Here is a 24,613-nt window from a genome sequence, read left to right on the forward strand (position 1 = left end):
GTCGTTAGTTTTTAGTGATTAGTCTATTTATCACGCCAATCTCACCAATCTCTTCAATCCATTCAATCTCCTTATCTAACGACCTATTGGGCCTATTAACCTATTGGCCTATTGGCCTTTCCAGCATGCGCACTTCTGCCACTATTATTTTTATACATGTTCCTGTGGCAAAAGGCGACATGCTCAATTCATGCCTATTTACCTTTACTGCCACCAAAGCAATAGGTAATCCCAACATTAGTACTTAATCCTAAAGTATCATGGTGATTCCCGGCAATCTTAACTTCAATATTATTCCAGCTAATATTTGTTCCAATAGCCAACCGCAGAGGTTTTGCAGAAATGGCACCACAAAATTCAACCATTCGGTGAACCTGTGCATTCAGCCCAAAAGCGTAAACCATAGTTGAATAATCTGAGCGTTGTAGAATATCCAACGTCAAGTAGAATTCATCTGACAATTTGGAAATACAAGCAACGGCTATTGAGGTTGGTAAAATCTGTTCGTTATATTCATCGGCAAAGCCTTGCCTGGCTGGATTGTTTACGGACACCGCCACATCAACATTATGATAAGCTTTATATCGAAAACCCGCATCTACAATCAACGCCCCTACTTTTGAATGATTTTGAATTCGTCTTAGGAAATACTCGAATCTAAAGCCAAATTGCAGGTCGGGTGAAAGGGCCCGGGCAAACGTTGCACTCAAATTTTGAATGTTATAAAGATTTTCCCCGTATTTTGAATACGCTAATCCTAATTTAATTAAGGAAGAGGGGATAATACAAAAAGCCGATTGAGCACTTAATGCTTTCAATTGATAAGCATTATGATATCCAATCCCTGTTACAACCTTATTAAAATGATAAATACCAGCAGGATTGGAAAATAATGCCCAGGCAGTGGAGTCACTGGCACCGGAAAGTCCCAGAGCCTTGGTGGATGGTGAAGGAAATTCATAAGCCTGAGTAAAAGAAGAAACAGTAAGGTTGACCAGAAGTCCAAAAACGTAAAACTTCCTGAACATCTCGGGTCTTAGTATTAATTACCAATTTTAATAAAATTCGGGTTTTAAACCCAGTTCATTTAAAAACTGCTTTTTAGGCAGAGATTATCAAAACGGTTCAAAATACTGCTACCAATTTAAAAATATCAACAATAAAAGAATTAAAAAACGTATAAAAGACTCAGCAAAACTACCCCTAAACCAACAAGATACCCAATAAAAACCTGCAATGGGGTATGAGCCTTTAAATAAAGACGAGCAGTGGCTACTATTCCGGATATCAGGACCATTATGGAAAGTAAAAGTAAAAGGTCTATTCCATAACGGAATATTAAGGCCAAAATCAAACCGGTTACTCCACCTATGGCAAGAGCATGCAAACTAATCTTCCAGTAGATAGAAATCACTGATGAAAGTATTACTGCAAAAAAGGAAGCCAACAAAAATGATTCGATCAAAGATGAAATATTAAGCCGAAAAAGAAGAAAATACCCCAAAAAGAAGAAAATCGCCGAAGACAAAGCAGGGGCTATACGCTCCCGGGAAGTCTCCATTTCGAAGCTCTTAATAACTTTGGTTTGTAAAAATAATGGAAGAAGGGATAATGGCAATAAACATGTTGATGCAAAAACTACAATATATACAATTCGCTTTATAGAAAAAGGTAACAATGAATGATGAGGTACAACATTCAGAATAAAAAATGTCCCCAAAGAGGGCATTAACATTGGGTGAAATAAGTAGGAGAGTATTTTACTTAAACGCCTCATTCATTCGTATATAATTTATTTAACTCATTGGCCGAATGGAATTTGCGCGAAATTTAATGGAAAACCATTCATATTGTCGGAACTCCACTCCATATTGGATTCGTAAAAATAATATAGCCTAATAAAAGAATACTTTTTGACAAATATAACACAGTAAAAAGAGAGACTCAACTACCAAACTAATTTCTCACTTTCATCAGTATAAATTTTGCTTACCTCATTGATATATTGCTTCTTAAAGGTTGTCATTAGTGGTTAGTCATTAGTTATTTAACACTAACCACTTGTTGACTAATGACTAATCACTAAAAACTTATGCTGCCTGTGCACTTCTGCCTTTGTCATTTATACATGTTCTTTTGTGGCAAAAGTCGCCATGCTCGTTTCATCCGTATAAAATTTATCTAAGTTATTGGCCGGATGGAACTCGCATGACTTAAATTTATACATGTTCTTATTGTGACAAATCTTCTTGGTCATGCTCGTTTCATTGCAATTCTTTTCTGAGGCGAGCCACAGGAATGTTCAATTGTTCCCGGTATTTAGCGACCGTGCGACGTGCAATGTTGTAAGATTTTTCTTGCAATATTTTAGCCAGCTTGTCGTCAGTAAGGGGTTTTCTTTTGTCCTCATTTTCTATACAATCCTGAAGAATTCGTTTAATTTCACGGGTAGATACCTCCTCACCGGAATCAGTTTGCAGGCCTTCAGAAAAGAAAAATTTAAGCGGGAAAATACCAAAATGTGTTTGAATATATTTACTGTTCGAAACCCTGGATACTGTTGAGATATCAAGATTGGTTCTGTCAGCAATATCTTTCAGTATCATTGGTTTTAGTTTTGTTTCATCCCCTTCAAGGAAATATTCATATTGATAATCCACAATGGCCTGCATAACGGTCATTAATGTTTGCTGACGCTGTTTTATGGCATCGATAAACCATTTAGCAGAATCCAGCTTTTGTTTGACAAACATCAATGCCTCTTTTTGTTCCTTGCTTTGATTCTTTTTATTGGCCTGATAATCCTCAAACATTTCGGAATAAGTATGGCTTATTCTGAGCTCAGGAACATTCCGATTGTTAAGAGAAAGCTTTGGTTTCCCATCTTCAATATCAAGAATAAAATCGGGGATTATGTGTTGTATAGTTTTGGTAACCGGATTACTATATGAACTCCCGGGTTTTGGGTTAAGCTTCAAAATTTCATCAAGAATAGCCTTTAGTTCACCCGTTTCCAGGTGCATTCTTTTTTCAATCTTATCATAATGCTTCCGGGTAAACTCCTCAAAATGGTGCTTTATCAGATGAAACGCTTTTTGTATAAGCGGATCATTCAAATCTTTTCTCTTAAGCTGAAGCATTAAACACTCTCGTAAATCACGGGCACCTACTCCAGGGGGGTCAAAATCCTGTACTATTTCGAGAACTTCTAGTGCCTCTACCTCCTCAATTTCAACGTTCTGAGAAAAGGCAATATCATCAATGATTTCATCGATTTCTCTTCGTAAATATCCGTCCTCATCAATGTTGCCAATGATGTATTCAGCAATCAAAGCCTGGCGCTCACTTAGAATACGTAAACCCATTTGAGAGATGAGGTGCTCATGAAAGGTCGTTCCCGAAGAAAAAGGAACATCCTCTTGCTTATCATCTTTTGAAAAGTTACGGGCACTTAATTTATAGGCGGGAATGTCTTCATTTTGAATATACTCATCAATAGACATTTCATCTTTTTCATTGTCGTTTTCAGCAACCGGTTCCTCTTCTTCTTCAGAATCACGAGATTCCCCTTCCAATTCGAGCACGGGATTTTTTTCCAACTCTTCCTTTATGCGTTGCTCAAGTTGGGTAGTAGGAATCTCCAAAAGCTTAATAACCTGTATCTGAAGAGGAGATAATTTCTGTAATAGTTTTTGCTGTAAACTCTGTTTTAACATTCCCTTTTCCCGTTTTTAACCTGTTGGTCTATTACAAAAATACAGTAATTTGGACAATTCAGAAAACATCATAGACATTTTAAAGAACTGAATCATAATCTCTCCAAAAACACTTAAATATTCTCAGGTATTCCACAAACTTTCCTTTTACAAAATAATAAAGATTAAAATTCAGCATTTTTAGGTGTACGCGGGAAAGGAATTACATCCCTTATATTGGTCATTCCTGTCACAAATAACATTAACCGCTCAAAACCAAGACCAAACCCACTATGCGGGACAGAACCAAATCTTCGGGTATCTAAAAACCACCACATCTCTTCTTCCGGAATATTCATTTCCCTCATTCGTTGAACCAATTTTCCATAGTCTTCTTCTCTCTGAGAACCGCCAATAATTTCACCTATTTGAGGAAACAAAACATCCATAGCCCGCACCGTCTTGTTATCTTCATTTAGCTTCATATAAAAAGCCTTAATTTCTTTAGGATAGTCAGTCAAAATCACTGGCTTTTTAAAATGTTTCTCCACCAAATACCGCTCATGCTCCGATTGAAGATCTGTTCCAAACCCCTGAATGGGATATTGAAATTTACCTTTCTTATTGGGCTTAGAATTTTCTAATATATTGATGGCCTCTGTATATGTTAGCCTTACAAATTGATTCTCCAGAACGAATTTTAGCTTTTCGATAAGTTCCATTGAGCGCTCAGAGGCTTTTTTGTTTTTTTCTTCCTCCTGTAGGCGTTTGCTCAGAAACTGAAGATCTTCCATGCAATGATCCAAGGCATATTGAATAAGGTATTTAAGGAATTCCTCAGCCAGGTCCATATTATCATTTAAATCATAAAAAGCCATTTCGGGCTCAATCATCCAGAACTCTGCCAGATGTCGCGAAGTATTAGAATTTTCTGCTCTAAAAGTTGGCCCAAAAGTATAAATCTCCGACATTGCCAACGCCGCCAGTTCGCCTTCCAATTGACCGGAAACAGTTAAATTAGTAGGCTTTCCAAAAAAATCTTTAGAATAATCTATTTTATTTTCTTCATTACGTGGCGGATTCTCCAGGTCTAAGGTCGTAACCTGAAACATTTCTCCCGCACCTTCTGCATCTGAAGCAGTAATAATAGGTGTATGAATATTATAAAAGCCTTTTTGATTGAAGAACTGATGCACCGCAAAAATCATGGCATGTCTTATCCTTGTAATAGCACCAAAGGTATTGGTACGGAATCGAAGGTGAGCTATCTCCCTCAAAAATTCAAGGGAATGTTTTTTGGGTTGCAAGGGATATTTCTCCGGGTCACAATCACCTAATACCTCTATCTTTCGGGCATGTAATTCCACCTTTTGTGCGGACCCCAACGATTCCTTCAATTCACCTTCAACCGATAAGGCAGCACCGGTTGTAATCCGGCGAATTAAAGCCTCATCAAATTGGTCCATATCAACAACTATTTGAAGGTTGTTAATTCCTGAACCATCATTCAGAGCTACAAAATTTACTTTTTTATTTCCTCTACGGGTTCTCACCCAACCTTTTACCGTAAATGTTTTTCCAATTTCGTTCGACCTTAACAGATCGGCTACCTTAGTTCTCTGCATCAGCTTATATATTTTTAGTCCTGAAGTCCACAAAATTAATGAATAGTTTTAATCAGACCATTTCTTTTACTTTATTTATACCAAATTCAATACAATAAAAAATAAAATTTTTGTAGCTATTTTAATGTAGATAAACAGATTCAATATTAAACCACCCTATCTATTTCTATTCCTCCAACCTTTACCTTTTCCATTTCCACGTCCTTCGCCTCGTCCCTGACCACGACGATATTGACCTATTTCTGAAATCACCTCCATAAAGCGTTCCTGTTGTTTCGGGGTACATAAATTTTTAATTTGAATGAAATGTTCATAGGTAGCTTTTTTTAGAGCATATTGAATTTTACCGGATTGATAAGCCAATGAATCCAATTGATTTTTATCCGGTTTTTCCTTTTGTATTTCCCGGATGATAGCTAAATCTATACTGTCGAGCCGATTTATATATTCGGTCATTTTTTGACGATACTGCCCCTCTGTCTGCAAAAAATTAACAGACTGTTCCTTCGAAAATCCTAATAGATTTATCATTCTGTAATACCCGGTTCCGGCCGATATATTATTAGAACCCGATGTATCTTCATTCAACGAAGATATGGACCCGGAAGCTTCCCCCGAAGGTATGTTATTTGGCTTCCAGCATTGATAAATAAACCATCCTGACAAAAAGGCGCCTAATAAGATGAGAATGGTTACTATAATCGTCTTTTTATTCATTTTGATAGGTATTTAGCCATGTTTCTTCTAATAACGTTCCCGGATTATCTGATAAATAATATTCCGAAGCAATAATTTCAACGGATTCTTCAGAAATAGTATCTAAGCTGATAAATATTTGGGCTGAAAAAAAACCTAACAGCAAAAAAATAAACGACAACACAGGTATAAGTACCCTTTTCATTTGCCTTTCTCTATTGGTTCTACGCTCAATTTTCGCTATTACACGAGTGGTAATGAAAGGGGAAATTTTTTCGGATTTCTCTTCAGATATATATTGAAATAATTTTAGAAATTGTTCATATGCAGCATGGCACGAAGGGCATTCTTCCATATGTTTTTGCATATCCTTCGTAATGTTTTTCTGCTCTCTTTCCGGTAAAGCCAACAGTTTATTAAATTCTTTACAATTCATGAAGAATGATATTATAAGATTGAATTAAAAGTCAATTTGTTTTTTGTGACAACATTTTCTGTAAGTTCTTTCTGGCTCTGAAAAGTAAACTTTCAGCTGCCTTTGGTGAAATTTTCATTACAGAAGCAACTTCTTTGATGCTTAATTCCTGGTAATAAACCAAAATAAAAGCTTTTCTTTGATTAATTTTTAAACGGCCTATTGCTTCTTTAATTTCCTGTTTAACCTCTGTCCTCATTAAACGATGATCTGCATTTTCTGAGGGGTTAGAGAAATCATTCACCGCTTTACTTAACCCAACAAATGACCTTAATTTATTTTTTCTAACCTGATTAATGGCACTATTAACAGCGATACGGTAAAGCCATGTACTAAAAGTTGAGCGCTCGTCAAAGGATTTTAGTGAATTCCATACTTTAATAAAAATATCCTGGGTCAGGTCCTCTGCATCATCCCTACTATGTAAAAATCCCATACAAGTTTGAAATACTTTTTGTCGGTATAAGTCAATCAACTTAGAAAAAGCTTCTATATTGCCTTCCTTTGACAGTTTAACCAGTTCATATTCGGATGGAGATGACTGCATGCAATATAATTAGGGTATAGCTAAATTAAACGTTAACAGATATGATAAGTGATGCAGAAGATTCATAATAAACCTCCTGCATCAACTCTTTTCAAATTATTTTTTCTTTAAAGTTACATTAAATACCAATAGTTTAGTTACCTTCTTTATTTGTATTTCCGGCAGGTTGAAGTATTGCTCCGTTTTCAATCCTGTCACAAATACCGTTATTGTTGGCATCTACATAATTGGCCAAACCAAATCGCCGACCATAGTTTCCTTTTCCTGAACCATTCCGAATGCCATTGCCATTTCCATTGAAAGACCTGTTTCCGGAATTTCGGTTTAACCCTTTTCCGTTATTCCTGCCCTGACCTAATCCATTGCCGGGACCCAGGCCTTGTCCCGGACGTTTTCCATCATAATGGTCACAAATACCATCACCATTGTTATCGATAAAGCCCGGTCGGTTAGTCTGGATAACCTGACTTGATTCTTCACTCTGGTTGTTTTCCTGAGCCTGAAGGTTTTGGTAGCTAAAGATAAACCCTAAAACCATTAACAACGTAAATCCTAACTTTTTCATAATGCTATAATTTTTTATTGTTTGTATCTTTTTGACACCTTTCTGAGAAAAATCATTCGTTTTTTTTAAAAAAAATCATCAAACTGTTTGCATTTTGGATAAAGTTATCCATATTTGCAAACGAATAATACATTGAATGAAGAATACAACCACAAATATTAATTCACTGGTTGCCGCAATAAGTACCCGCGGAACTTCCTTCACTACCTCTACAGGTATGATGATGGGACGAATGTCTATGGCATAAGTCTCGTTGACGCATCATATCTGTACATCTTATCAAATTCCACAAAGCTTAAAATTCAGAATTAAATCAGATACCGGTGCGTCAACGCAGCGGAATAGGATGATTTTTTTATTTATTAACCTATAAATTCTAAAAACTATGTCTGATTTAAAATTTGAAACACTGCAATTGCATGCCGGTCAGGAAGTGGACCCAACAACAAATTCGAGGGCTGTACCCATTTATCAAACCACTTCGTACCTGTTTAATGATGCCCAACATGCGGCAAACCTTTTCGGGTTAAAGGAATTCGGCAACATCTACACCCGTATAATGAACCCTACCACCGATGTGTTCGAAAAACGTATTGCCGCTCTTGAAGGAGGTGTGGCAGCGGTAGCGGTATCATCGGGTCAGGCAGCACAATTTATCGCCATAACCAATTTCTTACAGGCAGGCGATAACTTTATTTCCACTTCAAATCTTTATGGCGGAACCTTTAATCAATTTAAAGTTCAATTTAAACGGCTGGGGATAAATGTTAAATTTGTAGAAACCGATGACCCGGCCGATTATGAAGCAAAAATCGACGAGAATACAAAAGCCATATATGTTGAAACCATCGGTAATCCCCGATTTAATATTCCCGATTTTGAAAAGTTGGGTGAAATAGCTGCTAAACATGATATCCCACTGATTGTGGATAACACCTTTGGTGCAGGCGGTTATCTCTTTAGACCGCTGGAACATGGTGCCAATGTAGTAGTAGAATCGGCTACTAAATGGATTGGAGGTCATGGCACTTCAATTGGTGGGGTAATCGTCGATGGTGGCAATTTTAATTGGGGTAACGGCAAGTTTCCTGCCTTTTCGGAACCCTCTGAAGGTTATCATGGATTAAAGTTTTGGGAAGTATTCGGTTCTGATGGTCCTTTTGGAAACATTGCCTTTTCTATCCGGGCACGCGTTGAAGGCTTACGCGATTTTGGTCCGGCATTGAGTCCATTTAACGCCTTTTTACTTCTGCAGGGATTGGAAACCCTATCTCTGAGGGTAGAACGAACCGTTCAAAATGCCCTTGAATTGGCCCAATGGCTCGAAAATCATCCCCAGGTTGAATATGTCAATTATCCCGGGTTACCTTCAAGCCCATATCATGAATTAGCAAAGAAATATCTAAAACGCGGATTCGGGGGAGTCCTCTCTTTCAAAATCAAAGGGCCTGCCGATACTGCCGATAAGTTTATTGACAACTTGTCTTTGGTTAGTCATTTGGCTAACGTGGGTGATGCCAAAACTTTGATTATTCATCCAAGTTCAACCACCCATGAACAACTTTCGGCTGAAGAACAAAAGGCTGCAGGAGTTGAACCCGGCTTATTAAGGGTTTCGGTAGGAATTGAGCATATCGACGATATCAAATCCGATTTTACTAGTGCATTTGAAAAAGTATCCCAAAAATGATTTGCTTTTCCCTATTTTTGGAGCCCCTTATTTCCCCTTTAAAAATGGAGTAAGGGGCTTAGCTTTTCACTTCCTTTGAATTCAAAATATAAATTTAAGTCCATGACTCGTCAAAAACTAACGTTAGGATTATTTGGCTTTGGTGTTGTAGGGCAAGGCCTTTATGATGTATTAAAGAAGAGTCCCGCACTGGATGTTAAAGTGGAAAAAATATGCGTTAAACGGAAAATTAAACGCTCGTTGCCCGAACATTTTTTTTGTTATAATCCGGATGATATTCTGGAAAATGACCGTATAAATACAATTGTGGAATTAATAGATAATGCCGATGAAGCATACTTTATTGTAAAAAAAGCACTGCTTAAAGGGAAAAATGTGGTTTCGGCCAACAAAAAAATGCTAGCCGAAAATCTTGCAGAACTAGTGTCGCTGGCTAAAGAAAAAAATGTATCTCTTCTGTACGAAGCATCGGCTTGTGGAAGCATCCCTGTTATTCGAAACCTGGAAGAGTATTACGATAACGATTTATTGCTTTCCGTTACCGGTATTCTCAATGGGTCTTCAAATTATATCCTTTCTAAAATTTTTGATAATAATCAAAGTTACGAAGAAGCTCTAAAGGAAGCACAAAATTTGGGGTTTGCCGAATCCAATCCGTCCTTTGACGTGGATGGCTTTGATTCTTTATATAAGCTGATTATATTAACAATGCACAGCTTTGGAGTCATTGTACCACCCAACGATGTGCTCAATTACGGAATTTCCAATATATCGGATTTTGATATTAATTTCGCAAAAGAAAAAGGTTACAAAATAAAATTGGTAGGGCAGGTAGAACGTCTTCATGATAAAAAAATTACCCTCTTTGTATTACCACGGTTCGTATCAAAAGATAAATACATTTATAGTGTAGAGGATGAATTCAATGGTGTGGTTATCAAAGGACTGGCATACGACAAACAATTTATGTTCGGAAAAGGCGCAGGCGGTCATCCAACAGGTTCGGCAGTATTATCGGATATAACTGCTTTAGGCCATTCTTATCGTTATGAATATAAGAAGGCTACTTATTTCGGCGGGTTCGAATACTATAAAGAAGGGGCCATTGAAGTATATCTACGGTACAGTAATCCGGAAATTCTAAAATATTTTGAGTTCAATTCCATTTCAGAAGAATATCATGGACCGAAATATCACTATAAAATTGGATTCATTCGGCTGGATAAACTTATCGACATCAAAGACAAATTAAGAACCATGGACATTTTTTTGGCTGCTACCGGCAAAACATTGAATTATTAATATTACCTGTCGGCATAGCCTATGGTTAATGCTGAAAGCTTAATGCCCGGAACATCCCTTAGCGATTGACAAAATGATTCTATAGTTGAACCGGTGGTAACCACATCGTCCAAAACTAAAATATGTTTGTTTATGAGAGGGACTTGGTCAATGACCCTAAAAATATCTTTTACATTTTGCCACCTCTCATATCGTCCACGCCGGGTTTGGCTTTCATTATATTCCGGTCGGACTACAGCTTTATTAATTACAGGGATTGATGTAATTTCGTTAATGCCATAAGCAAGCAACTCGGATTGGTTATAGCCTCTTATTCTTTGTTTTCGGTAATGAAGTGGTATGGGTACAATGGCATCGAATTGCCCGGCCATTTCCGTTTGTTTCAACATTTTTCCGGCCAACCGGCCTAAATAAATACCGGTTTCTTTACCTCCATGATACTTTAAATGATGAATTAGCTTTTGAAGAAGCTCTGCCTTCCGGTAGTAAAACAGTGAGGCTGCATATTCCAATTTTACCCGTCCCCAAAACATTTGAGCAACCGGATTATCTTTTTTCTTTAGAAAGTTGGTTCTGGGCAACTCCATTTCACAGCGCCCACAAATGACTGTACGTGAACTTTTCAGTATCTTTCCACACCCCTTACATATAACAGGAAAAAATAGTGATGTTAAACCGGATAAATACCTGGCTAATGGTGCTAAATCCATCATCATTTCATTTATCAGATTTCTATAATTTCCTTTACAGGTTGTAATGTACAGACCTTTAATTGTCAAAGAAATTCTTAAGCGACTTAACAAGATTTACCGAATATAAAATCAAATTTCGCGATTCCGAAAGCAGTTCAAGGTATAGAATATTAATGCGTGTTTTCCCCGAACCCGACCTTATCTTTTTTAAATGACGAAAACGTAAAAGTTCTATAAGATTAAAGATAGCTTCCTGCCGCTGAATAAGTTCCGGAAACATAAAATATTTTTTATCTTTTTCCAAATAAACCATAAAGTTAAAAAAGGCGGTGGTTTCTTCTGCCAAAGTCGTCAAATCCTCCTTTTGATAATCGGTAAGACCTCTATGTTGATTCTTGAAATGCGCATATGCTGGTTCTACCATCAACGACAATGTGTTGCCTAATTCCGTTAAATAATCGAGGGCCTGAACAAAATATTGCCCAGAATCCTGTGTTTCTTCTGGTATTCGGGTTAAGGTTGAAAAAAATTCCGTTTTGGAATGTTTGATATGCCTTTTAAGTTGTTTGGTTTTCTCGGATACTTCGAACAATTCATTTTTGTTTTCTTCCAAAAGCCCTTTTATCAATAGCATATATATTTTGGACGATTCCAGAATCATTTTTCGGATTGTGTCACTGCCCGAATTTTGAAGCCAATCAATATTTTGTGCTACTTCTTCATAAATTTCCCGTTTAAATAATTCCCGCTCTTCAATCCTTTTTTTATGAAACTGAGTGGTTTTTATTAAAAATAATGTCATTAATAATAATGAAATAAGTATGGCAATCCATCCTCCCCACCATAACAGAAGAGTCAGGAAAAAAGCACCCAAAAACCCCAGGCAGGCGGTTATAAACCATCCGCCAAGTATTGTTAATACCCCTGATATACGATAAACAGCACTCTCCCGACTCCAGGCCTGGTCGGCCATGGATGTTCCCATGGCTACCATAAATACGACGAAAGTGGTGGATAAAGGAAAAGCCCAGGCCGTGCCAAGACTGATTAATAGACTTGCAACAATCAAATTTACCGTAGCACGTATAGTATCAAAATAGATTACCCCATCCAAGGCTTCAGAAGTTTTAATATCATCCATCTTTTGATACCTATTGGCCACATATTGGTGAATTGGTTTGGGTATTAACTGAACTACCTTATTATATAATCCTAAAAAACTCCTTACCACAACTCTGGAAAGTTGCGATGGTTCAAAATGTTCATGACCTGCCCGTTGCCGACCCAGATATACTTCGGTCTCTGTAACACTTCGTAATTTCTTCGAATAAAATAACGTAATTACCATTACCACTCCGGAAAGGAGAAAAAACAACGCATTAGCATTACCACCTATCCCATGATTTCTTAGCCATTCTTTACTTAAAAAAGACAAACTAAATTGTTCCGGCATTACGCCCGGGTCTTTAGTAAGATAGGCTTTAAAACTTTCTATGCCTGCCAACGGGATACCTATAAAATTCACTAAATCATTTGCTGCAAACGAAAGGGCCAAAGCAAAAGTACCGATTACAACTACTACCCGCGAAGTATTGACTTGAAACAGAAAACGTAAAACAAATAGGACAAAAAACGTGATTGAAAAAAACAATACGAAAAAAATTACGGGGTGATGATTTAACCACTCATTGGCATTGATATTTATAACTTCCGAAACCTTAATTCCTTTGTGCAATATCAAGTAAAGTATAATGGTTATGGAAATAGTTCCATACAACAATCGTATCCAACCTGACCGACTTTGAAAGTTAAAACCCAATAATAATCTGGTAATAAACTGAATGATTGCTCCCAGGACAAAAGAGATGATGATCGATACCAAAATCCCTGAAAAGAGTATAAATACTCGTCCGGTATTTATGTAATCGGTAAGCAGAGCATCGCCTGTTATCGAATGATTGCTTTTTATCAAGGCCATTGCCAGTGCTGCACCGGTAAGCTCAAATACTACTGCCATGGTTGTTGAAGTGGGAAAACCTAAAGTATTAAAGGTGTCTATTAAAATTATATCCACTATCATTACACCCAAAAAGAGAACCAAAAGTTCTGTTAAATAAAAATTTTGAGGATAGATTACACCTTCCCGTGCCACCTCCATCATCCCCACCGAATAAAGTGTACCTATTATCAAACCAAAACCGGCAATCCAATATATGGTGCGGCTTTTTGCTACTCTGCTACCTATAGCCGAATTGAGAAAGTTAACGGCATCATTGGATACCCCAACAATTAAATCTATTATACCCAGTATGGCGAGTAATATGGCAATAACCCAAACGAATGTCATTATGCTTTTTTTATTTGATGAACAACAAAAATAGTGTCATATTAGCTGACTAAGCAGACCCCTATGTTAAATTATTGTTAGCTTTATTCCTTTTTTTTATTCAAATTTACTTTTAAAAAATTTAGTTTCAGGCTCATTGTCGTCTTAACATTAATTTAAAATAGCTACCGAAACATCTATTGACTTACTTCATGGTATTTTCATTTATATTTGTGTACCATGCTGTTGGGAAATGTATAATAAAATAGTATGAAGACTGTTGCTCCTCAAAAAATTGCAGGTTACCTGGCAGTTACCTTTTTAGGTCTGTCTATAATTTTTTTTCTAATCAATTATTTTAGTCCCAACCTTGTTATTTCTCTTATTATTACTATTCCTCTATTTACCGGTATCGCTTTCTCTGCAATAAATTATTTCATCAATTCTTTTATATATGCTAAAATTAAACCCATCTACAAAACCATATATAGCTTTAAACCAGGCGTTAAAGATTTAAACGAAACAGATACGGACATTTTTTCCCGGGTCAATAAGGAAGTTGTTGAGTGGATGAAAGGCAAAACCATGGAAATTCAACATCTTAAACAACTCGAAAAATATAGAAAAGAATTTTTAGGTAATGTTTCTCACGAACTGAAAACCCCAATATTTAACATTCAAGGATATATACTTACTCTGTTAGAGGGGGGGATTGATGATCCGGAAATTAACATGTTGTATTTGAAGAGAACAGAACGAAGTATTGACCGTATGATTTCTATTATAGAGGACCTCGAGTCCATTTCCAAACTAGAATCCGGTGAAATGGTTTTGAATCCATCTCGTTTCAATATATTTCAATTAACAGAAGAGGTTTTTGACCTACAAGAGGTTAGAGCTGATAAACGGAATATAAAACTTAAATTTGGACGTAATATTGATCGTAACATTTTTGTTATGGCTGATAAACCTCGAATTTTTCAGGTTTTAAGCAATTTAGTAGTAAACTCTATAAATTACGGAAAAGAAGGGGGTACCACCACCGTTAACTTTTATGATATGGATAACCTGGTATTAATCGAAGTAAAGGACAACGGAATTGGTATTGCTTCAAAAGATTTACCGCGAATCTTCGAACGCTTTTACCGAGTTGATAAAAGCAGGTCAAGGGAACAGGGGGGGACAGGCCTGGGTCTTGCTATTGTTAAACATATCATTGAAGCTCACAACCAAACCATCAATGTGAATAGTAAACCGGGGGAAGGTACTTCTTTTACTTTTACTTTGAAAAAAGCCTGAATCTCTGGTGAAACCAAAAATTTTACTTCCTTCTTTCATATTAATTAAAATGTTTATCAACCAATAAGCCATGAATGAGACAAACAATTACAAAATTCTTTTAGTGGATGACGAACCGGATATTCTGGAATTTATCGGCTATAATCTTAAAAAAGAAGGTTTTCAGGTAAAAACCGCCGCCAATGGTTCCGAAGCACTTAAAGTGGCTCAAACATACTGTCCACATCTGATTATTTTAGATGTAATGATGCCGGGTATGGATGGCATCGAAACCTGCGAAGAGATGCGTCAGATACCTGTACTCAAGGATTCGCTGGTGGTTTTTCTAACCGCTCGCGGAGAAGATTATTCGCAGATAGCAGGATTTGAAGCCGGGGCCGATGACTATATTACCAAACCCATTAAACCTAAAGTACTAATTTCGCGAGTAAAGGCCTTACTTAAACGTTATAAAAGTGGTTCAACCAACGAACAACCGTCTGATGAAACCCGTATTGCTGTAGGTGATTTAACTATTGATCGTGAAAAATATATAGTTCTTATCCAAAATAAAGAGCTGGTTTTACCCAAAAAAGAGTTTGAATTACTTCTTCTTTTGGCTTCCAAACCTAATCGTGTTTTTACCCGGGACGAAATTTATTCGGCTGTCTGGGGCGACAACATTATTGTGGGCGACCGTACCATTGATGTCCATATTCGAAAGCTCAGAGAAAAAATCGGACAAAATCATATAAAAACTATTAAAGGTGTAGGCTACAAGTTCATTGGTTGATTTTTAAGGGATTCTAAATTTTTCTCTTTAATTTGTAATTTTGTTTCGTAAATTGCATCACTAAAAGAGAATTTTTGAATGTAGTCACTCTAAAAGTCCCTTTATGAAGAAAATAATTTTTGTATCTGTAACGTTGTTATTGTTTGTAGCTGCCTGTAAAAATAACCCCAAAAAAGCAAAAGTAGAACCTGTAAAACAGGAAACACCAGCTCCTGCCATAGCCGATACTACTGTTCAAAACAATACTGAAACCGAAATATCTGAACCAGAACCCGCACCTGAGCCCGACAAATATTTCCTTATTGCAGGAAGTTTTGCTAATCTTTCCAATGCAGAAGCTTTACAAAAAAAGTTGACCGACCAAGGGTTCAATTCTCAGGTTATTGTGCGCAACACTGGCATTAACAGTGAATTCTACAAGGTTTCCTATATGGGCTTTAGAAACAAAAAAGAAGCCATTGCCAAAATGAAAGAGGAACGTCTGGTACCTGGCAAAGAAGATGTGTGGGTTTTAGTGAAAAAATAAACCCTTAAAAAGCTTCAAAACATTTTTCCAGGTTAATATCGGGAGTCACCTGTAAGGTTTGTATACCTAATTCGCTGGCCGATTCAATGTTTTCTCGCAAATCATCGGCAAAAAGTGTTTCCGATGGCTTAAGACGATTTTGGTCCAATACCCGTTGATAAATCTCTTTCTGGGGTTTTCGAAATCCTTCTAAATGCGAGTAGTATACTTTTTTAAATACCTGATGAATATTTAAAATGCCATCTATCTTATATTCGAAGTGATTGGCATGTAATTCATTTGTGTTACTCAATAAAAATAACTGGTAACGATTGCTTAGGCGTTTTAACAATCTGGCATGAGCATCCGGCAAATCACCTATAATCATATTCCAGGCAATTTCAAAATCACTTATGGAAACTTCTTCCTTAAAATAAGGCTTTAAACTCTGAAAAAAATCTTTCGTAGATATTTTGCCGGTTTCGTAGAGGGTAAAACTTTCCAGATAGCTTAACTCCATAGGATCTTTTATACCGCTTTGGTCTGAAATAAGCTTTCTGAATTCCAAGCCGGCCTGTTCCATTTGTAACGGAATAAGTACATTCCCTAAATCAAAAATAATATTTTTTATCCCGTCAGGTTTAATCATATACATAATCCAATTTTCCTTGTTTTTCTTAAATCATTGAACAAATTAAAACCTACCTCACAATCTAATTTTTTCATCAGTATAAAATTTATCTAATTCATTGGTCTGATGGAACTCGCATGACTTAAAGTTTATACATGTTCTTATTGTGACAAGCCATTTTAGCCATGCTCGTTTCATTAAAAAACTAGATTATCCTGCCCCAATATTCCTGAATTGGTTTACATCAGAGTATGCAAATGTAAAGAATTATTCGTTTTAAAATTTTATTCACCCATTCCCTGAACGATAATTTTATGTTATTAATTAGATTTAACCCAATGATTTAGGTAAGGTTCGTTTATATTTAGCTCTATTGTAAAAGTTTTAATTCTTTTTAAAAACATAAAATATCTATAACCACCCAAAATACAACATGATAAGATATCAGAGATAAATTTATTCATAATTTAATACCAACTAATGGTAAAATGAAGTTTGAAAATTACCTTCCTTTTTGTAATTTTGCATCCGCTCGACGAAAACAATAGTTGTTTGGAACCGGGCCCATAGCTCAGTTGGTTAGAGCACCTGACTCATAATCAGGGAGTCGCAGGTTCAAGCCCTGCTGGGCCCACAAAAACGTCACTTACATTTTTATAGTTGTAAGTGGCGTTTTTTTTTTCAACTTAAGCGAAAAATTAATAACATAACAGGCGAATTACTCAATGAAGTCTCTTATTTACCCTTCATTTGGACCATATCCTCTAGAGGATTAAGTTTGTCTAAACAGAATAACAAACATTATATCCTCTAGAGGATTAAGTCTGTCTAAACAGAATAATAAACTTCATATCCTCTAGAGGATTAAGTCTGCCTAAACAGAATAATAAACTTCATATCCTCTAGAGGATTAAGTCTGTCTAAACAGAATAACAAACTTCATATCCTCTAGAGGATTAAGTCTGTCTAAACAGAATAATAAACTTCATATCCTCTAGAGGATTAAGTCTGTCTAAACAGAATAATAAACTTCATATCCTCTAGAGGATTAAGTCTGCCTAAACAGAATAACAAACTTCATATCCTCTAGAGGATTAAGTCTGTCTAAACAGAATAATAAACTTCATATCCTCTAGAGGATTAAGTCTGTCTAAACAGAATAATGAACGTCATATTCTCTAGAGAATTAAAATTTAATATCGATTTAAACTACTAATATTCATCAATATATGCAGAGCACATATATTTATTTCGTAATGTAGCCTTCTCAGGAAACCGGACCGGTTAAAATTAAATAAGATATTAATTTTAAGCAGTCAAAAATCAGTTCTGAAAAAGTCAATATTTACAGTGAGTCAAATTGTAAAGAGGAAAAGGGTGTAATTCTGCATTTTATTTACATTAAGAACTTTAAAATTATCACTTAAATTTTCTTTCACATAATAAATTTGAGTCAGCCTGTTACAAGACCAGACTGACTCAAAAAACTTTAGCCACAACATGGCTTATCCTTACTTTCTTCTTTTGAAGCTTCTTTTTTTGTGTTATTATTGCTTTCACAACACTTCGGTTCATCATTTTTTTGAGGTGTTTCTTTTACCTCTTCAATCTGAATGTTACAACAGCCCGACGCCTTTTTGGACTTTTTAAATAGTCTCATAGCATTAATTTTTAAGGTTAAAAATTGATTTATAAAATAATATTGAACGTATAACCGGAAATTACTGCCACCAGAAAAATGACGGTAATAAACGACACCAATAATGGTCTTCTAAATATTTTGGCGAGCATAGTCATTTCGGGGATAGCCATTCCGGCACCACCGATGATAAGAGATATGGCCGTTCCCATACCAACGCCCTTAGATATTAATGACATAGCTATAGGTATAGCTGTTTCAGCCCTAACATAAAGTGGTATTCCGATAATAGAGGCTATAGGTACGGCAAAAAGATTATTTTTACCGGCAAAGCGTGTAAAAGAATCGCCCCCCGGCAGGTATCCGTATATGGCTGCTCCTATACCTACCCCTATAAAAAGATATGGCAAAATAGGCGTTAAAGAATCCCTCCCGGCTTTTAAGGATATAGTTATTTTTTTCTTAAAGGAATATTTACTTCTTGCGTCTTGTCCATCCTCATCTACATGTTTGCCGCCACTCACTCTAACAGATTTAACATACCGTGCATAACCTAACTTTTCCAGCACATAACCAAACAGCGTTGAAAGCGCAAAAGCAAGGATAAAATATATTATTGCATTTCGAACACCTACAGTTCCTGCGAGCATGGCAACAATGACAGGATTTAACAGGGGAGAAGATATTAAAAAAGACATTACTGACCCGAAAGGCATTCGGGCATTCAAAAAACCTACTGTCATAGGTATGGTAGAACACGCACAAAAGGGCGTTATGGCCCCAAAAAGTGAACCCGCAACGTTTCCCAGAAGCCCGTTTCCGCGAAATAATTGTTCAAGCCTGTTACGATTTACATGCATCATGATGTACTCAATGAGGGCCGTTATGGCTATGAACAAAATGAGTAATTCCAATGTAATAAAAACAAAATTTCCTAACGTTTTGCTTAAATTATCTACAAAATGGGAAGGAGATACTCCCAAAAGGTTGTAAAATAAATTTCGAATGGCCGTTATTAATACTTCCTGCATGATTTATAATTTTTATTAATTGCTTCTTTTCCTGTAGTCGTTTTAACCTTAAAAAAGTCACATTTTTGACCCGAAAAAACAGCAAAAAAAATCCCTGTGCTATGAATAAACACAGAGATTTATGCAAATTCCATTAAGTCTTTATTTATAAAAAAGACTAGAACAGCAGTAAATTAACTTTGACCAATCATTTTTTCCTGTTCTTTTAATAAAACATCACATGACGCTTTTAAAGTGCAGTGCGAAAAAGCACCATCTTTAGTGTATTCAATATCGCAACATTCCTCAAAAAGTTGATGTAATTTCATTCTGCCCCGTTGGCATCGCATTTTAACTGCTGATAACGATAGATTTAACTTTTGCGCTATCTCCGCTTGTTTTAAATTTTCTATATCACTCATATAAAGCGGAATGCGATATTTTTCCGGCAACAAGTTTAGCATGGGGATAATAAAATCTTCGGCTGATAATTCGAAATTTCCCTTTTCTGCAGGAAGGTCCACATTTTTTTCATCATAAAGAACTAAGTTATTCTTACGATAATAATCGGAAATAACATTATTAGTTACCCGGAACAACCAACCGCTTACATTTTTTATGAGAATATTTTTGTTATAAGCATTAATAATACACACCATCACTTCCTGAGTAATGTCGGAAGCAATGGTTTCATTATGAACCTTTTTAATAACATATTTCCAAATTTTACCGTAAAATTCAGAAGCTATTTTTTCCAAATTACAACAAGCCGAATTTTTCTCATTTTCTTGCATAATAATTCCCATCAGAAATAAAATTTGTCAAACACATAAGCCGAAAGAAACTTGCATAACCTTAATTGTTTTGATGTTACTTTCATCAGTATAAAATTTATCTAACTCATTGGCCTGATGGAACTCGCATGACAAAGAGTTTTATACATTCTCTTTTGTGAAAATCTCTCATTGTCATGCTCGTTTCATTCTATTCCACCGGTTCAATATGAATGGTAACCTCTAAGCTGTATTTATCTTCAATAAGGGCTTCATATTCGCTGGCAATGGCATGGGCTTTAGCCAGACTGTAATCGCCGGGTAATCGGATATGAAACACCAGTTCAGAATGATTTCCATAGTGATGGATTTTGAAATCATGTGGGTCTAAGAACAAGTTATTTCTAATATTTAGTCCAATAGATTCAATTTCATCTTTCATTTCCTTTTCAATATTCTCACCCAGCAAAACACTTATAGTATCTTTCATAATTCCATAGGTGGTATAAAAAATCATGAAAGAGACAAAAATACCCAACACACTGTCCATCCACCAGATTTTCGAACCAATGAAAATGCCAATTAAAATAACCAAACTGGAAATAGCATCCGAACGATGATGCCATCCGTCGGCTTTCAATGAATTGGAATGAATATTTTTTCCCACATAAATGGAATACCTGGCCATTGCTTCCTTAACAACAATTGATATAACGGTAACCCATATAGCCAATGGCTTAAAATTAAAAGCAGCCTGTTCCTTAAATTTGATAATTGAATCAGCCAGGAAATTAAAACCTACTACGGCTAATAAAATCCCCACAATTAAGGAAGCAATTAATTCGGCACGCCCGTGTCCATAAGGATGCCGCTGGTCGGCAGGCATATTGGAAAATTTAAGTCCTAGTAACACAGCTAAAGATGAGACCGAATCAGAAAGGGTATGCCATGCATCGGCAACTAAAGCAACAGAATGAGACACTATTCCTGCCCAGTATTTTATTGCAAATAATCCAATATTTAAAACAATAGAGACCCAAGTGACAATAATGCCTTTTTTAAAATTCATTAGTATATAATTTATTTAACTCATTGGTATAATGGAAACTAAAATTAGTCATTAGTGGTTAGTTCCTTAGTCGTTAGTTAATCAACACTTGTCACTAATGACTATTGACTAATGACTAATGACTTGTTCTTCCTTCTGCCTTTGTCGTTTATACATGTCCTATTGTGGCAAAAGCCGCCATGCTCGTTTTATACGGGTATAATTTACATGCCGTCTTATTGGCCAAGTAAAACTTGCCAGCTTAATTTTAGATAACTTCATCGTTTAATAATATTTTATTGGCCATGGGCATTTTATTCGTTCAATAATTACAGATGGTATAACTAAAAAATAACCTAATTGGCTATCTTCTCAATTTTGAACTATTGGATAACCTTTTCTTCTCCATTCAACAAAACCTTTCTTTAACTGGTAAATATTTTTGAATCCCTTATTTTTGAGTAATTCTAAAGCGCTTTTGGACCTATTACCCATATTACAATAAACCAAAATAGGTTGTTGTTTATCAATAGTATCAGTCACCTGAAACAGGGCATCCTTATTTTCACAACTTATAGCTCCGGGTATTCTTTCTTCTAAAAATTCTTCTTTATTTCTGACGTCTATAACAACAACATTTTTACAGGTATCCATAAATAAAGAAAACTGCTTAGCCGTAAGGTTGCCCTGAGCATACAAAGTAAGGCAAGGAAAAATTAAAAACAGCAACAACAAATAGTTTCTCATTAAAAAACAGATGTTATATTAAATTCTATTTTAAGCATTCAAAACAAAGCTATTTCAACCAATTTTGGTATTAAAGAAATACTATTTCATCCTTATAAAATTTACTTACTTTATTGATATATTTTTTCTTAAAGGTAGTCATTAGTGGTTAGTCGTTAGTCATTAGTTATTTAACACTAACCACTTGTTGACTTATGACTAATCACTTCTTCTGCCTTCTGCCTGTGCACTTCTGCCTCAGTTTTATACATGTTCTTTTGTGGCAAAAAGTCGCCATGCTCGTTTCATGCTTTGGATGTTACCTAATCAACAAGAAAAAGGTCTTTAATAACTCCATCAATCACAAACCAACCTTTTCGAGTACCTCTAATGTATCCATCTTCACATTCCAAAAAATCACTATCTAACCACTTCTGTACTTTGGGCTGTATATTAATCCAAAACTCTTCAAAATTTTCCATCATTCTTTTAATATCAATTCCTTTTTGAGTTCTCAAACCAAGCATTAAATATTCATTAAAACGGTCAGTTGTAGTCAGTGATTCGCAACTAAGTCCTTCTGAATAACCTTTAGTTACATATTGATGAAGGTCAGGTTTTATCCAGTATCTATGATTCCCGTCGTAAGAATGAGAACCGGGACCAACCCCCAGATAAGGTTCGTTATTCCAGTAGGAAGAATTATGACGGGAAAAATAATCTTCTTTACAAAAATTGGAAATTTCATAATGTTCAAAGCCTAATTGTTCGACTTTATCATGAAGGTTCCAAAAAAGTTTTTCACTCTTAGAATCTTCTATCTCAAAAAGTTTTTTTTGCAACTTTAATTTCCCGAATTGAGTATTGGGCTCAATGGTAAGGTGATAAGCAGACAAATGTACTATTGGATATTCTTGCAGAACATCAAGATTTGACAGAAAGAGATTAGAATCGGACCAGGGAAGACCATAAATAAGGTCGATACCAACATTTTGGAATCCTGCTTTAAATGCCCACTCCAATGCGGACCGACTTTGAAGGGCATTATGCCTGCGTCCCATTCTTTTTAAATCTTCATCAAAAAAACTCTGAACCCCAATACTAAGTCTGTTGATTCCAATATTTTTTATTGCTTTAAGGTATTCGAAATTCAAGTCATCAGGATTAGCTTCCAAGGTAATTTCCACATTATCGATAACCCGAAAATTTGTCTGTATGGATTCCAATATTTTTTCAATCCACTCAACTTTCAGAAGGCTAGGTGTTCCTCCACCAAAATATATTGTTTGAACAGGTGTATTATTTTTTTCAAAAAAATCACTTCTTTCCCTTATTTCTTCTAAAAGCTTTTCAAGATATTGTTTTCTAAAAGCAAGGTTAGTACTTTTAAAAAAATCACAATAATGACAACGCGTTTTACAAAAAGGGACATGAATATATATACCGGCCATCCAGATTTCACTTTAATTATTTTAACTTTCCCAAATCTAAGTCCAACACAAAAATAATCTGTCCAATAAGAATATGCAAACAGCTTTAATTAAAAAAATTATAAACCAATAAACCTTTTGAACCACTTTTGCCGCATAAAGAATTTATATATTTTAGCAACTCATTATAGTTGGATTCGAGCTAAAGTTTCAGTGAACAAAAATGGATTATTTTTTTATGATTCATATAACACTTCAAGTAATAAATTGTTCCACGTGAAACACTCAAAAACAATAAGTTATCAACAGATTTTAATAAGTTATCAACAATAACCGGTAATGAAGAAAATATTTCAACGCATTAATAATTATAAATTTACATTAATAACAGTTGGTGTAATATTGTTTCTAAGTTTATCATCGAGTGAAGATATCAACAAGCCCGATTTTTTTGATTTTAAAAATTCGGATAAAGTTATTCACTTTTTAATGTATGCATTTCTGACGTTAATTTACCTAATGGAAAGGACGCACTTTTTAAAATTCAGAACACAAACAAAAAAAACGCGGTGGTATTTTGTGTTATGGATTTTTCTTGCCGGTGGAATTATAGAGATATTACAGCCCATCCTTTCTGACCGGAATCAAGACATCTGGGATTTTGTCGCTAACACATCCGGTATAATTACCGCCTATCTATTTTTCATTATTTTAAAAACTACAACTTCAATAAAATTCTTTCGTCGTGACCCATCCGCTCAATAATACCTTTAATATTTTCACTTTTAAAGTAATTAACCACTTGTTCCCGTACTGCGCTAAAGCGGTCATGAACAGGGCACCGTTCAATTTTATTGGTAGAACTTTGACATAACCCTGTACCAATAAGACACGTTTCAAAAAATCCCGGTCCATCAATAATTTTTACAATATCATACAGAGTAATCTCCTCGGGTTTCCTGGCCAAAAAAAATCCACCGGTGGGACCTTTTACACTTTTAAGTAATCCTTTTCGAACAAAAATCTGCAAAATTTTACTCAAAAATTGCATTGGTATTCCTAACTCATTGGCAATAATTCGGGCATTAGCACGATTTTCCTCACTTCCTTTCATACCTATATAAATCAGGGCCCTAACAGCATATTTACAAGTAGTAGATAACATAA

At 35.6% G+C, this 24,613-nt stretch carries 24 protein-coding genes and 1 tRNA gene; 7 read left to right on the forward strand and 18 right to left on the reverse strand.

Annotation, left to right across the window (positions count from 1 at the left end; translation table 11 throughout):
• Positions 1–194: 194 nt before the first annotated feature.
• The 8 genes from BM130_RS10740 to BM130_RS10775 all read right to left on the reverse strand — a co-directional run bounded on the left by BM130_RS10740 (position 195) and on the right by BM130_RS10775 (position 7,603).
• The gene (locus BM130_RS10740) at positions 195–1,028 is read right to left on the reverse strand and encodes a hypothetical protein (protein ID WP_010527672.1); all 834 of its coding nucleotides are present in this window, start codon (positions 1,026–1,028) and stop codon (positions 195–197) included.
• Positions 1,029–1,168: 140 nt separating this feature from the next.
• Positions 1,169–1,561 carry a hypothetical protein gene (locus BM130_RS15685; RefSeq protein WP_237706134.1) on the reverse strand — a complete coding sequence of 131 codons (393 nt, stop codon included), beginning with the start codon at positions 1,559–1,561 and terminating at the stop codon, positions 1,169–1,171.
• Between the two features lie 703 nt (positions 1,562–2,264).
• Positions 2,265–3,716 (reverse strand): RNA polymerase factor sigma-54, encoded by a 1,452-nt coding sequence (gene rpoN, locus BM130_RS10750; protein ID WP_010527674.1) that lies wholly within the window; start codon positions 3,714–3,716, stop codon positions 2,265–2,267.
• 164 nt (positions 3,717–3,880) lie between these two features.
• Positions 3,881–5,320: an asparagine--tRNA ligase gene (gene asnS / locus BM130_RS10755; protein WP_010527675.1), complete on the reverse strand. Its 1,440-nt coding sequence runs from the start codon at positions 5,318–5,320 to the stop codon at positions 3,881–3,883.
• Between the two features lie 156 nt (positions 5,321–5,476).
• A complete protein-coding gene (locus BM130_RS10760; protein WP_010527676.1) occupies positions 5,477–6,037 on the reverse strand; it encodes a hypothetical protein in 561 nt (186 codons plus the stop codon).
• The gene (locus BM130_RS10765) at positions 6,030–6,452 is read right to left on the reverse strand and encodes a hypothetical protein (RefSeq protein ID WP_010527677.1); all 423 of its coding nucleotides are present in this window, start codon (positions 6,450–6,452) and stop codon (positions 6,030–6,032) included. The genes BM130_RS10760 and BM130_RS10765 overlap by 8 nt, the downstream gene beginning before the upstream one ends.
• A 31-nt stretch (positions 6,453–6,483) precedes the next feature.
• Positions 6,484–7,038 carry an RNA polymerase sigma factor gene (locus BM130_RS10770; RefSeq protein ID WP_010527678.1) on the reverse strand — a complete coding sequence of 185 codons (555 nt, stop codon included), beginning with the start codon at positions 7,036–7,038 and terminating at the stop codon, positions 6,484–6,486.
• A 133-nt stretch (positions 7,039–7,171) separates the two neighbouring features.
• Entirely contained in the window at positions 7,172–7,603 is a 432-nt protein-coding gene (locus BM130_RS10775; protein WP_010527679.1) for a hypothetical protein, read from the reverse strand.
• Between the two features lie 385 nt (positions 7,604–7,988).
• Here BM130_RS10775 and BM130_RS10780 point away from each other — a divergent pair, with 385 nt between their 5' ends.
• Both BM130_RS10780 and BM130_RS10785 read left to right on the forward strand, forming a co-directional pair.
• Entirely contained in the window at positions 7,989–9,293 is a 1,305-nt protein-coding gene (locus BM130_RS10780) for an O-acetylhomoserine aminocarboxypropyltransferase/cysteine synthase family protein (protein ID WP_010527680.1), read from the forward strand.
• 102 nt (positions 9,294–9,395) lie between these two features.
• Entirely contained in the window at positions 9,396–10,595 is a 1,200-nt protein-coding gene (locus BM130_RS10785) for a homoserine dehydrogenase (protein ID WP_010527681.1), read from the forward strand.
• A gap of 2 nt (positions 10,596–10,597) precedes the next feature.
• Here the strand turns inward: BM130_RS10785 and BM130_RS10790 are convergent, their stop codons facing one another.
• Positions 10,598–11,305, reverse strand: a complete 708-nt coding sequence (locus tag BM130_RS10790) for a ComF family protein (RefSeq protein WP_237706135.1) — start codon at positions 11,303–11,305, stop codon at positions 10,598–10,600.
• A gap of 58 nt (positions 11,306–11,363) precedes the next feature.
• On the reverse strand, positions 11,364–13,634 hold the full coding sequence (locus tag BM130_RS10795) for an inorganic phosphate transporter (RefSeq protein ID WP_010527683.1): 2,271 nt from the start codon (positions 13,632–13,634) through the stop codon (positions 11,364–11,366).
• Between the two features lie 249 nt (positions 13,635–13,883).
• On the opposite strand from BM130_RS10795, the gene BM130_RS10800 reads away from it, so the two are divergent.
• The 3 genes from BM130_RS10800 to BM130_RS10810 all read left to right on the forward strand — a co-directional run bounded on the left by BM130_RS10800 (position 13,884) and on the right by BM130_RS10810 (position 16,210).
• Positions 13,884–14,912 carry a sensor histidine kinase gene (locus BM130_RS10800; RefSeq protein WP_010527684.1) on the forward strand — a complete coding sequence of 343 codons (1,029 nt, stop codon included), beginning with the start codon at positions 13,884–13,886 and terminating at the stop codon, positions 14,910–14,912.
• Between the two features lie 70 nt (positions 14,913–14,982).
• Positions 14,983–15,684, forward strand: a complete 702-nt coding sequence (locus tag BM130_RS10805; protein ID WP_010527685.1) for a response regulator transcription factor — start codon at positions 14,983–14,985, stop codon at positions 15,682–15,684.
• A gap of 103 nt (positions 15,685–15,787) precedes the next feature.
• Positions 15,788–16,210, forward strand: a complete 423-nt coding sequence (locus BM130_RS10810; protein ID WP_010527686.1) for an SPOR domain-containing protein — start codon at positions 15,788–15,790, stop codon at positions 16,208–16,210.
• A 4-nt stretch (positions 16,211–16,214) separates the two neighbouring features.
• Here BM130_RS10810 and BM130_RS10815 read toward each other — a convergent pair whose 3' ends face one another.
• Positions 16,215–16,844, reverse strand: coding sequence for an HAD family hydrolase (locus BM130_RS10815; RefSeq protein WP_010527687.1), 630 nt, complete (start codon positions 16,842–16,844; stop codon positions 16,215–16,217).
• Between the two features lie 536 nt (positions 16,845–17,380).
• Between BM130_RS10815 and BM130_RS10820 the strand changes: the two genes are divergently transcribed.
• Positions 17,381–17,454 (forward strand) — tRNA-Ile (locus tag BM130_RS10820).
• 855 nt (positions 17,455–18,309) lie between these two features.
• Here BM130_RS10820 and BM130_RS15460 read toward each other — a convergent pair.
• The 6 genes from BM130_RS15460 to hemW form a co-directional block, all read right to left on the reverse strand.
• Positions 18,310–18,480 (reverse strand): hypothetical protein, encoded by a 171-nt coding sequence (locus BM130_RS15460; RefSeq protein ID WP_157998108.1) that lies wholly within the window; start codon positions 18,478–18,480, stop codon positions 18,310–18,312.
• A gap of 29 nt (positions 18,481–18,509) precedes the next feature.
• Complete coding sequence (locus tag BM130_RS10825) at positions 18,510–19,490, reverse strand: permease (protein WP_010527688.1); 981 nt, start codon at positions 19,488–19,490, stop codon at positions 18,510–18,512.
• A 173-nt stretch (positions 19,491–19,663) separates the two neighbouring features.
• Complete coding sequence (locus tag BM130_RS10830; protein ID WP_010527689.1) at positions 19,664–20,275, reverse strand: sigma-70 family RNA polymerase sigma factor; 612 nt, start codon at positions 20,273–20,275, stop codon at positions 19,664–19,666.
• A gap of 178 nt (positions 20,276–20,453) precedes the next feature.
• Complete coding sequence (locus tag BM130_RS10835; protein ID WP_010527690.1) at positions 20,454–21,311, reverse strand: cation diffusion facilitator family transporter; 858 nt, start codon at positions 21,309–21,311, stop codon at positions 20,454–20,456.
• Between the two features lie 351 nt (positions 21,312–21,662).
• Positions 21,663–22,037: a rhodanese-like domain-containing protein gene (locus BM130_RS10840; protein WP_010527691.1), complete on the reverse strand. Its 375-nt coding sequence runs from the start codon at positions 22,035–22,037 to the stop codon at positions 21,663–21,665.
• A gap of 302 nt (positions 22,038–22,339) precedes the next feature.
• Positions 22,340–23,467 (reverse strand): radical SAM family heme chaperone HemW, encoded by a 1,128-nt coding sequence (hemW, locus tag BM130_RS10845; protein WP_010527692.1) that lies wholly within the window; start codon positions 23,465–23,467, stop codon positions 22,340–22,342.
• A gap of 468 nt (positions 23,468–23,935) precedes the next feature.
• Here hemW and BM130_RS15690 point away from each other — a divergent pair, with 468 nt between their 5' ends.
• Entirely contained in the window at positions 23,936–24,211 is a 276-nt protein-coding gene (locus BM130_RS15690; protein WP_237706137.1) for a VanZ family protein, read from the forward strand.
• On the opposite strand, the gene BM130_RS10855 is transcribed toward BM130_RS15690, so the two are convergent.
• Positions 24,165–24,611, reverse strand: coding sequence for an RrF2 family transcriptional regulator (locus BM130_RS10855; RefSeq protein WP_010527693.1), 447 nt, complete (start codon positions 24,609–24,611; stop codon positions 24,165–24,167). The two genes, BM130_RS15690 and BM130_RS10855, sit on opposite strands and share 47 nt — an antisense overlap.
• Between the last annotated feature and the right edge of the window lie 2 nt (positions 24,612–24,613).

This window comes from Thermophagus xiamenensis (assembly GCF_900112795.1).
Taxonomy (GTDB): Bacteria; Bacteroidota; Bacteroidia; order Bacteroidales; family Marinilabiliaceae; genus Thermophagus; species Thermophagus xiamenensis.

Bases quoted from the DNA above. Each gene is read 5' to 3' on its own strand.
- BM130_RS10740 (WP_010527672.1), bottom strand. From the start codon at position 1,028: ATGTTCAGGAAGTTTTACGTTTTTGGACTTCTGGTCAACCTTACTGTT.
- BM130_RS15685 (WP_237706134.1), bottom strand. From the start codon at position 1,561: ATGGAGACTTCCCGGGAGCGTATAGCCCCTGCTTTGTCTTCGGCGATT.
- rpoN (WP_010527674.1), bottom strand. From the start codon at position 3,716: ATGTTAAAACAGAGTTTACAGCAAAAACTATTACAGAAATTATCTCCT.
- asnS (WP_010527675.1), bottom strand. From the start codon at position 5,320: ATGCAGAGAACTAAGGTAGCCGATCTGTTAAGGTCGAACGAAATTGGA.
- BM130_RS10760 (WP_010527676.1), bottom strand. From the start codon at position 6,037: ATGAATAAAAAGACGATTATAGTAACCATTCTCATCTTATTAGGCGCC.
- BM130_RS10765 (WP_010527677.1), bottom strand. From the start codon at position 6,452: ATGAATTGTAAAGAATTTAATAAACTGTTGGCTTTACCGGAAAGAGAG.
- BM130_RS10770 (WP_010527678.1), bottom strand. From the start codon at position 7,038: ATGCAGTCATCTCCATCCGAATATGAACTGGTTAAACTGTCAAAGGAA.
- BM130_RS10775 (WP_010527679.1), bottom strand. From the start codon at position 7,603: ATGAAAAAGTTAGGATTTACGTTGTTAATGGTTTTAGGGTTTATCTTT.
- BM130_RS10780 (WP_010527680.1), top strand. From the start codon at position 7,989: ATGTCTGATTTAAAATTTGAAACACTGCAATTGCATGCCGGTCAGGAA.
- BM130_RS10785 (WP_010527681.1), top strand. From the start codon at position 9,396: ATGACTCGTCAAAAACTAACGTTAGGATTATTTGGCTTTGGTGTTGTA.
- BM130_RS10790 (WP_237706135.1), bottom strand. From the start codon at position 11,305: ATGGATTTAGCACCATTAGCCAGGTATTTATCCGGTTTAACATCACTA.
- BM130_RS10795 (WP_010527683.1), bottom strand. From the start codon at position 13,634: ATGACATTCGTTTGGGTTATTGCCATATTACTCGCCATACTGGGTATA.
- BM130_RS10800 (WP_010527684.1), top strand. From the start codon at position 13,884: ATGAAGACTGTTGCTCCTCAAAAAATTGCAGGTTACCTGGCAGTTACC.
- BM130_RS10805 (WP_010527685.1), top strand. From the start codon at position 14,983: ATGAATGAGACAAACAATTACAAAATTCTTTTAGTGGATGACGAACCG.
- BM130_RS10810 (WP_010527686.1), top strand. From the start codon at position 15,788: ATGAAGAAAATAATTTTTGTATCTGTAACGTTGTTATTGTTTGTAGCT.
- BM130_RS10815 (WP_010527687.1), bottom strand. From the start codon at position 16,844: ATGTATATGATTAAACCTGACGGGATAAAAAATATTATTTTTGATTTA.
- BM130_RS15460 (WP_157998108.1), bottom strand. From the start codon at position 18,480: ATGAGACTATTTAAAAAGTCCAAAAAGGCGTCGGGCTGTTGTAACATT.
- BM130_RS10825 (WP_010527688.1), bottom strand. From the start codon at position 19,490: ATGCAGGAAGTATTAATAACGGCCATTCGAAATTTATTTTACAACCTT.
- BM130_RS10830 (WP_010527689.1), bottom strand. From the start codon at position 20,275: ATGGGAATTATTATGCAAGAAAATGAGAAAAATTCGGCTTGTTGTAAT.
- BM130_RS10835 (WP_010527690.1), bottom strand. From the start codon at position 21,311: ATGAATTTTAAAAAAGGCATTATTGTCACTTGGGTCTCTATTGTTTTA.
- BM130_RS10840 (WP_010527691.1), bottom strand. From the start codon at position 22,037: ATGAGAAACTATTTGTTGTTGCTGTTTTTAATTTTTCCTTGCCTTACT.
- hemW (WP_010527692.1), bottom strand. From the start codon at position 23,467: ATGGCCGGTATATATATTCATGTCCCTTTTTGTAAAACGCGTTGTCAT.
- BM130_RS15690 (WP_237706137.1), top strand. From the start codon at position 23,936: ATGTATGCATTTCTGACGTTAATTTACCTAATGGAAAGGACGCACTTT.
- BM130_RS10855 (WP_010527693.1), bottom strand. From the start codon at position 24,611: ATGTTATCTACTACTTGTAAATATGCTGTTAGGGCCCTGATTTATATA.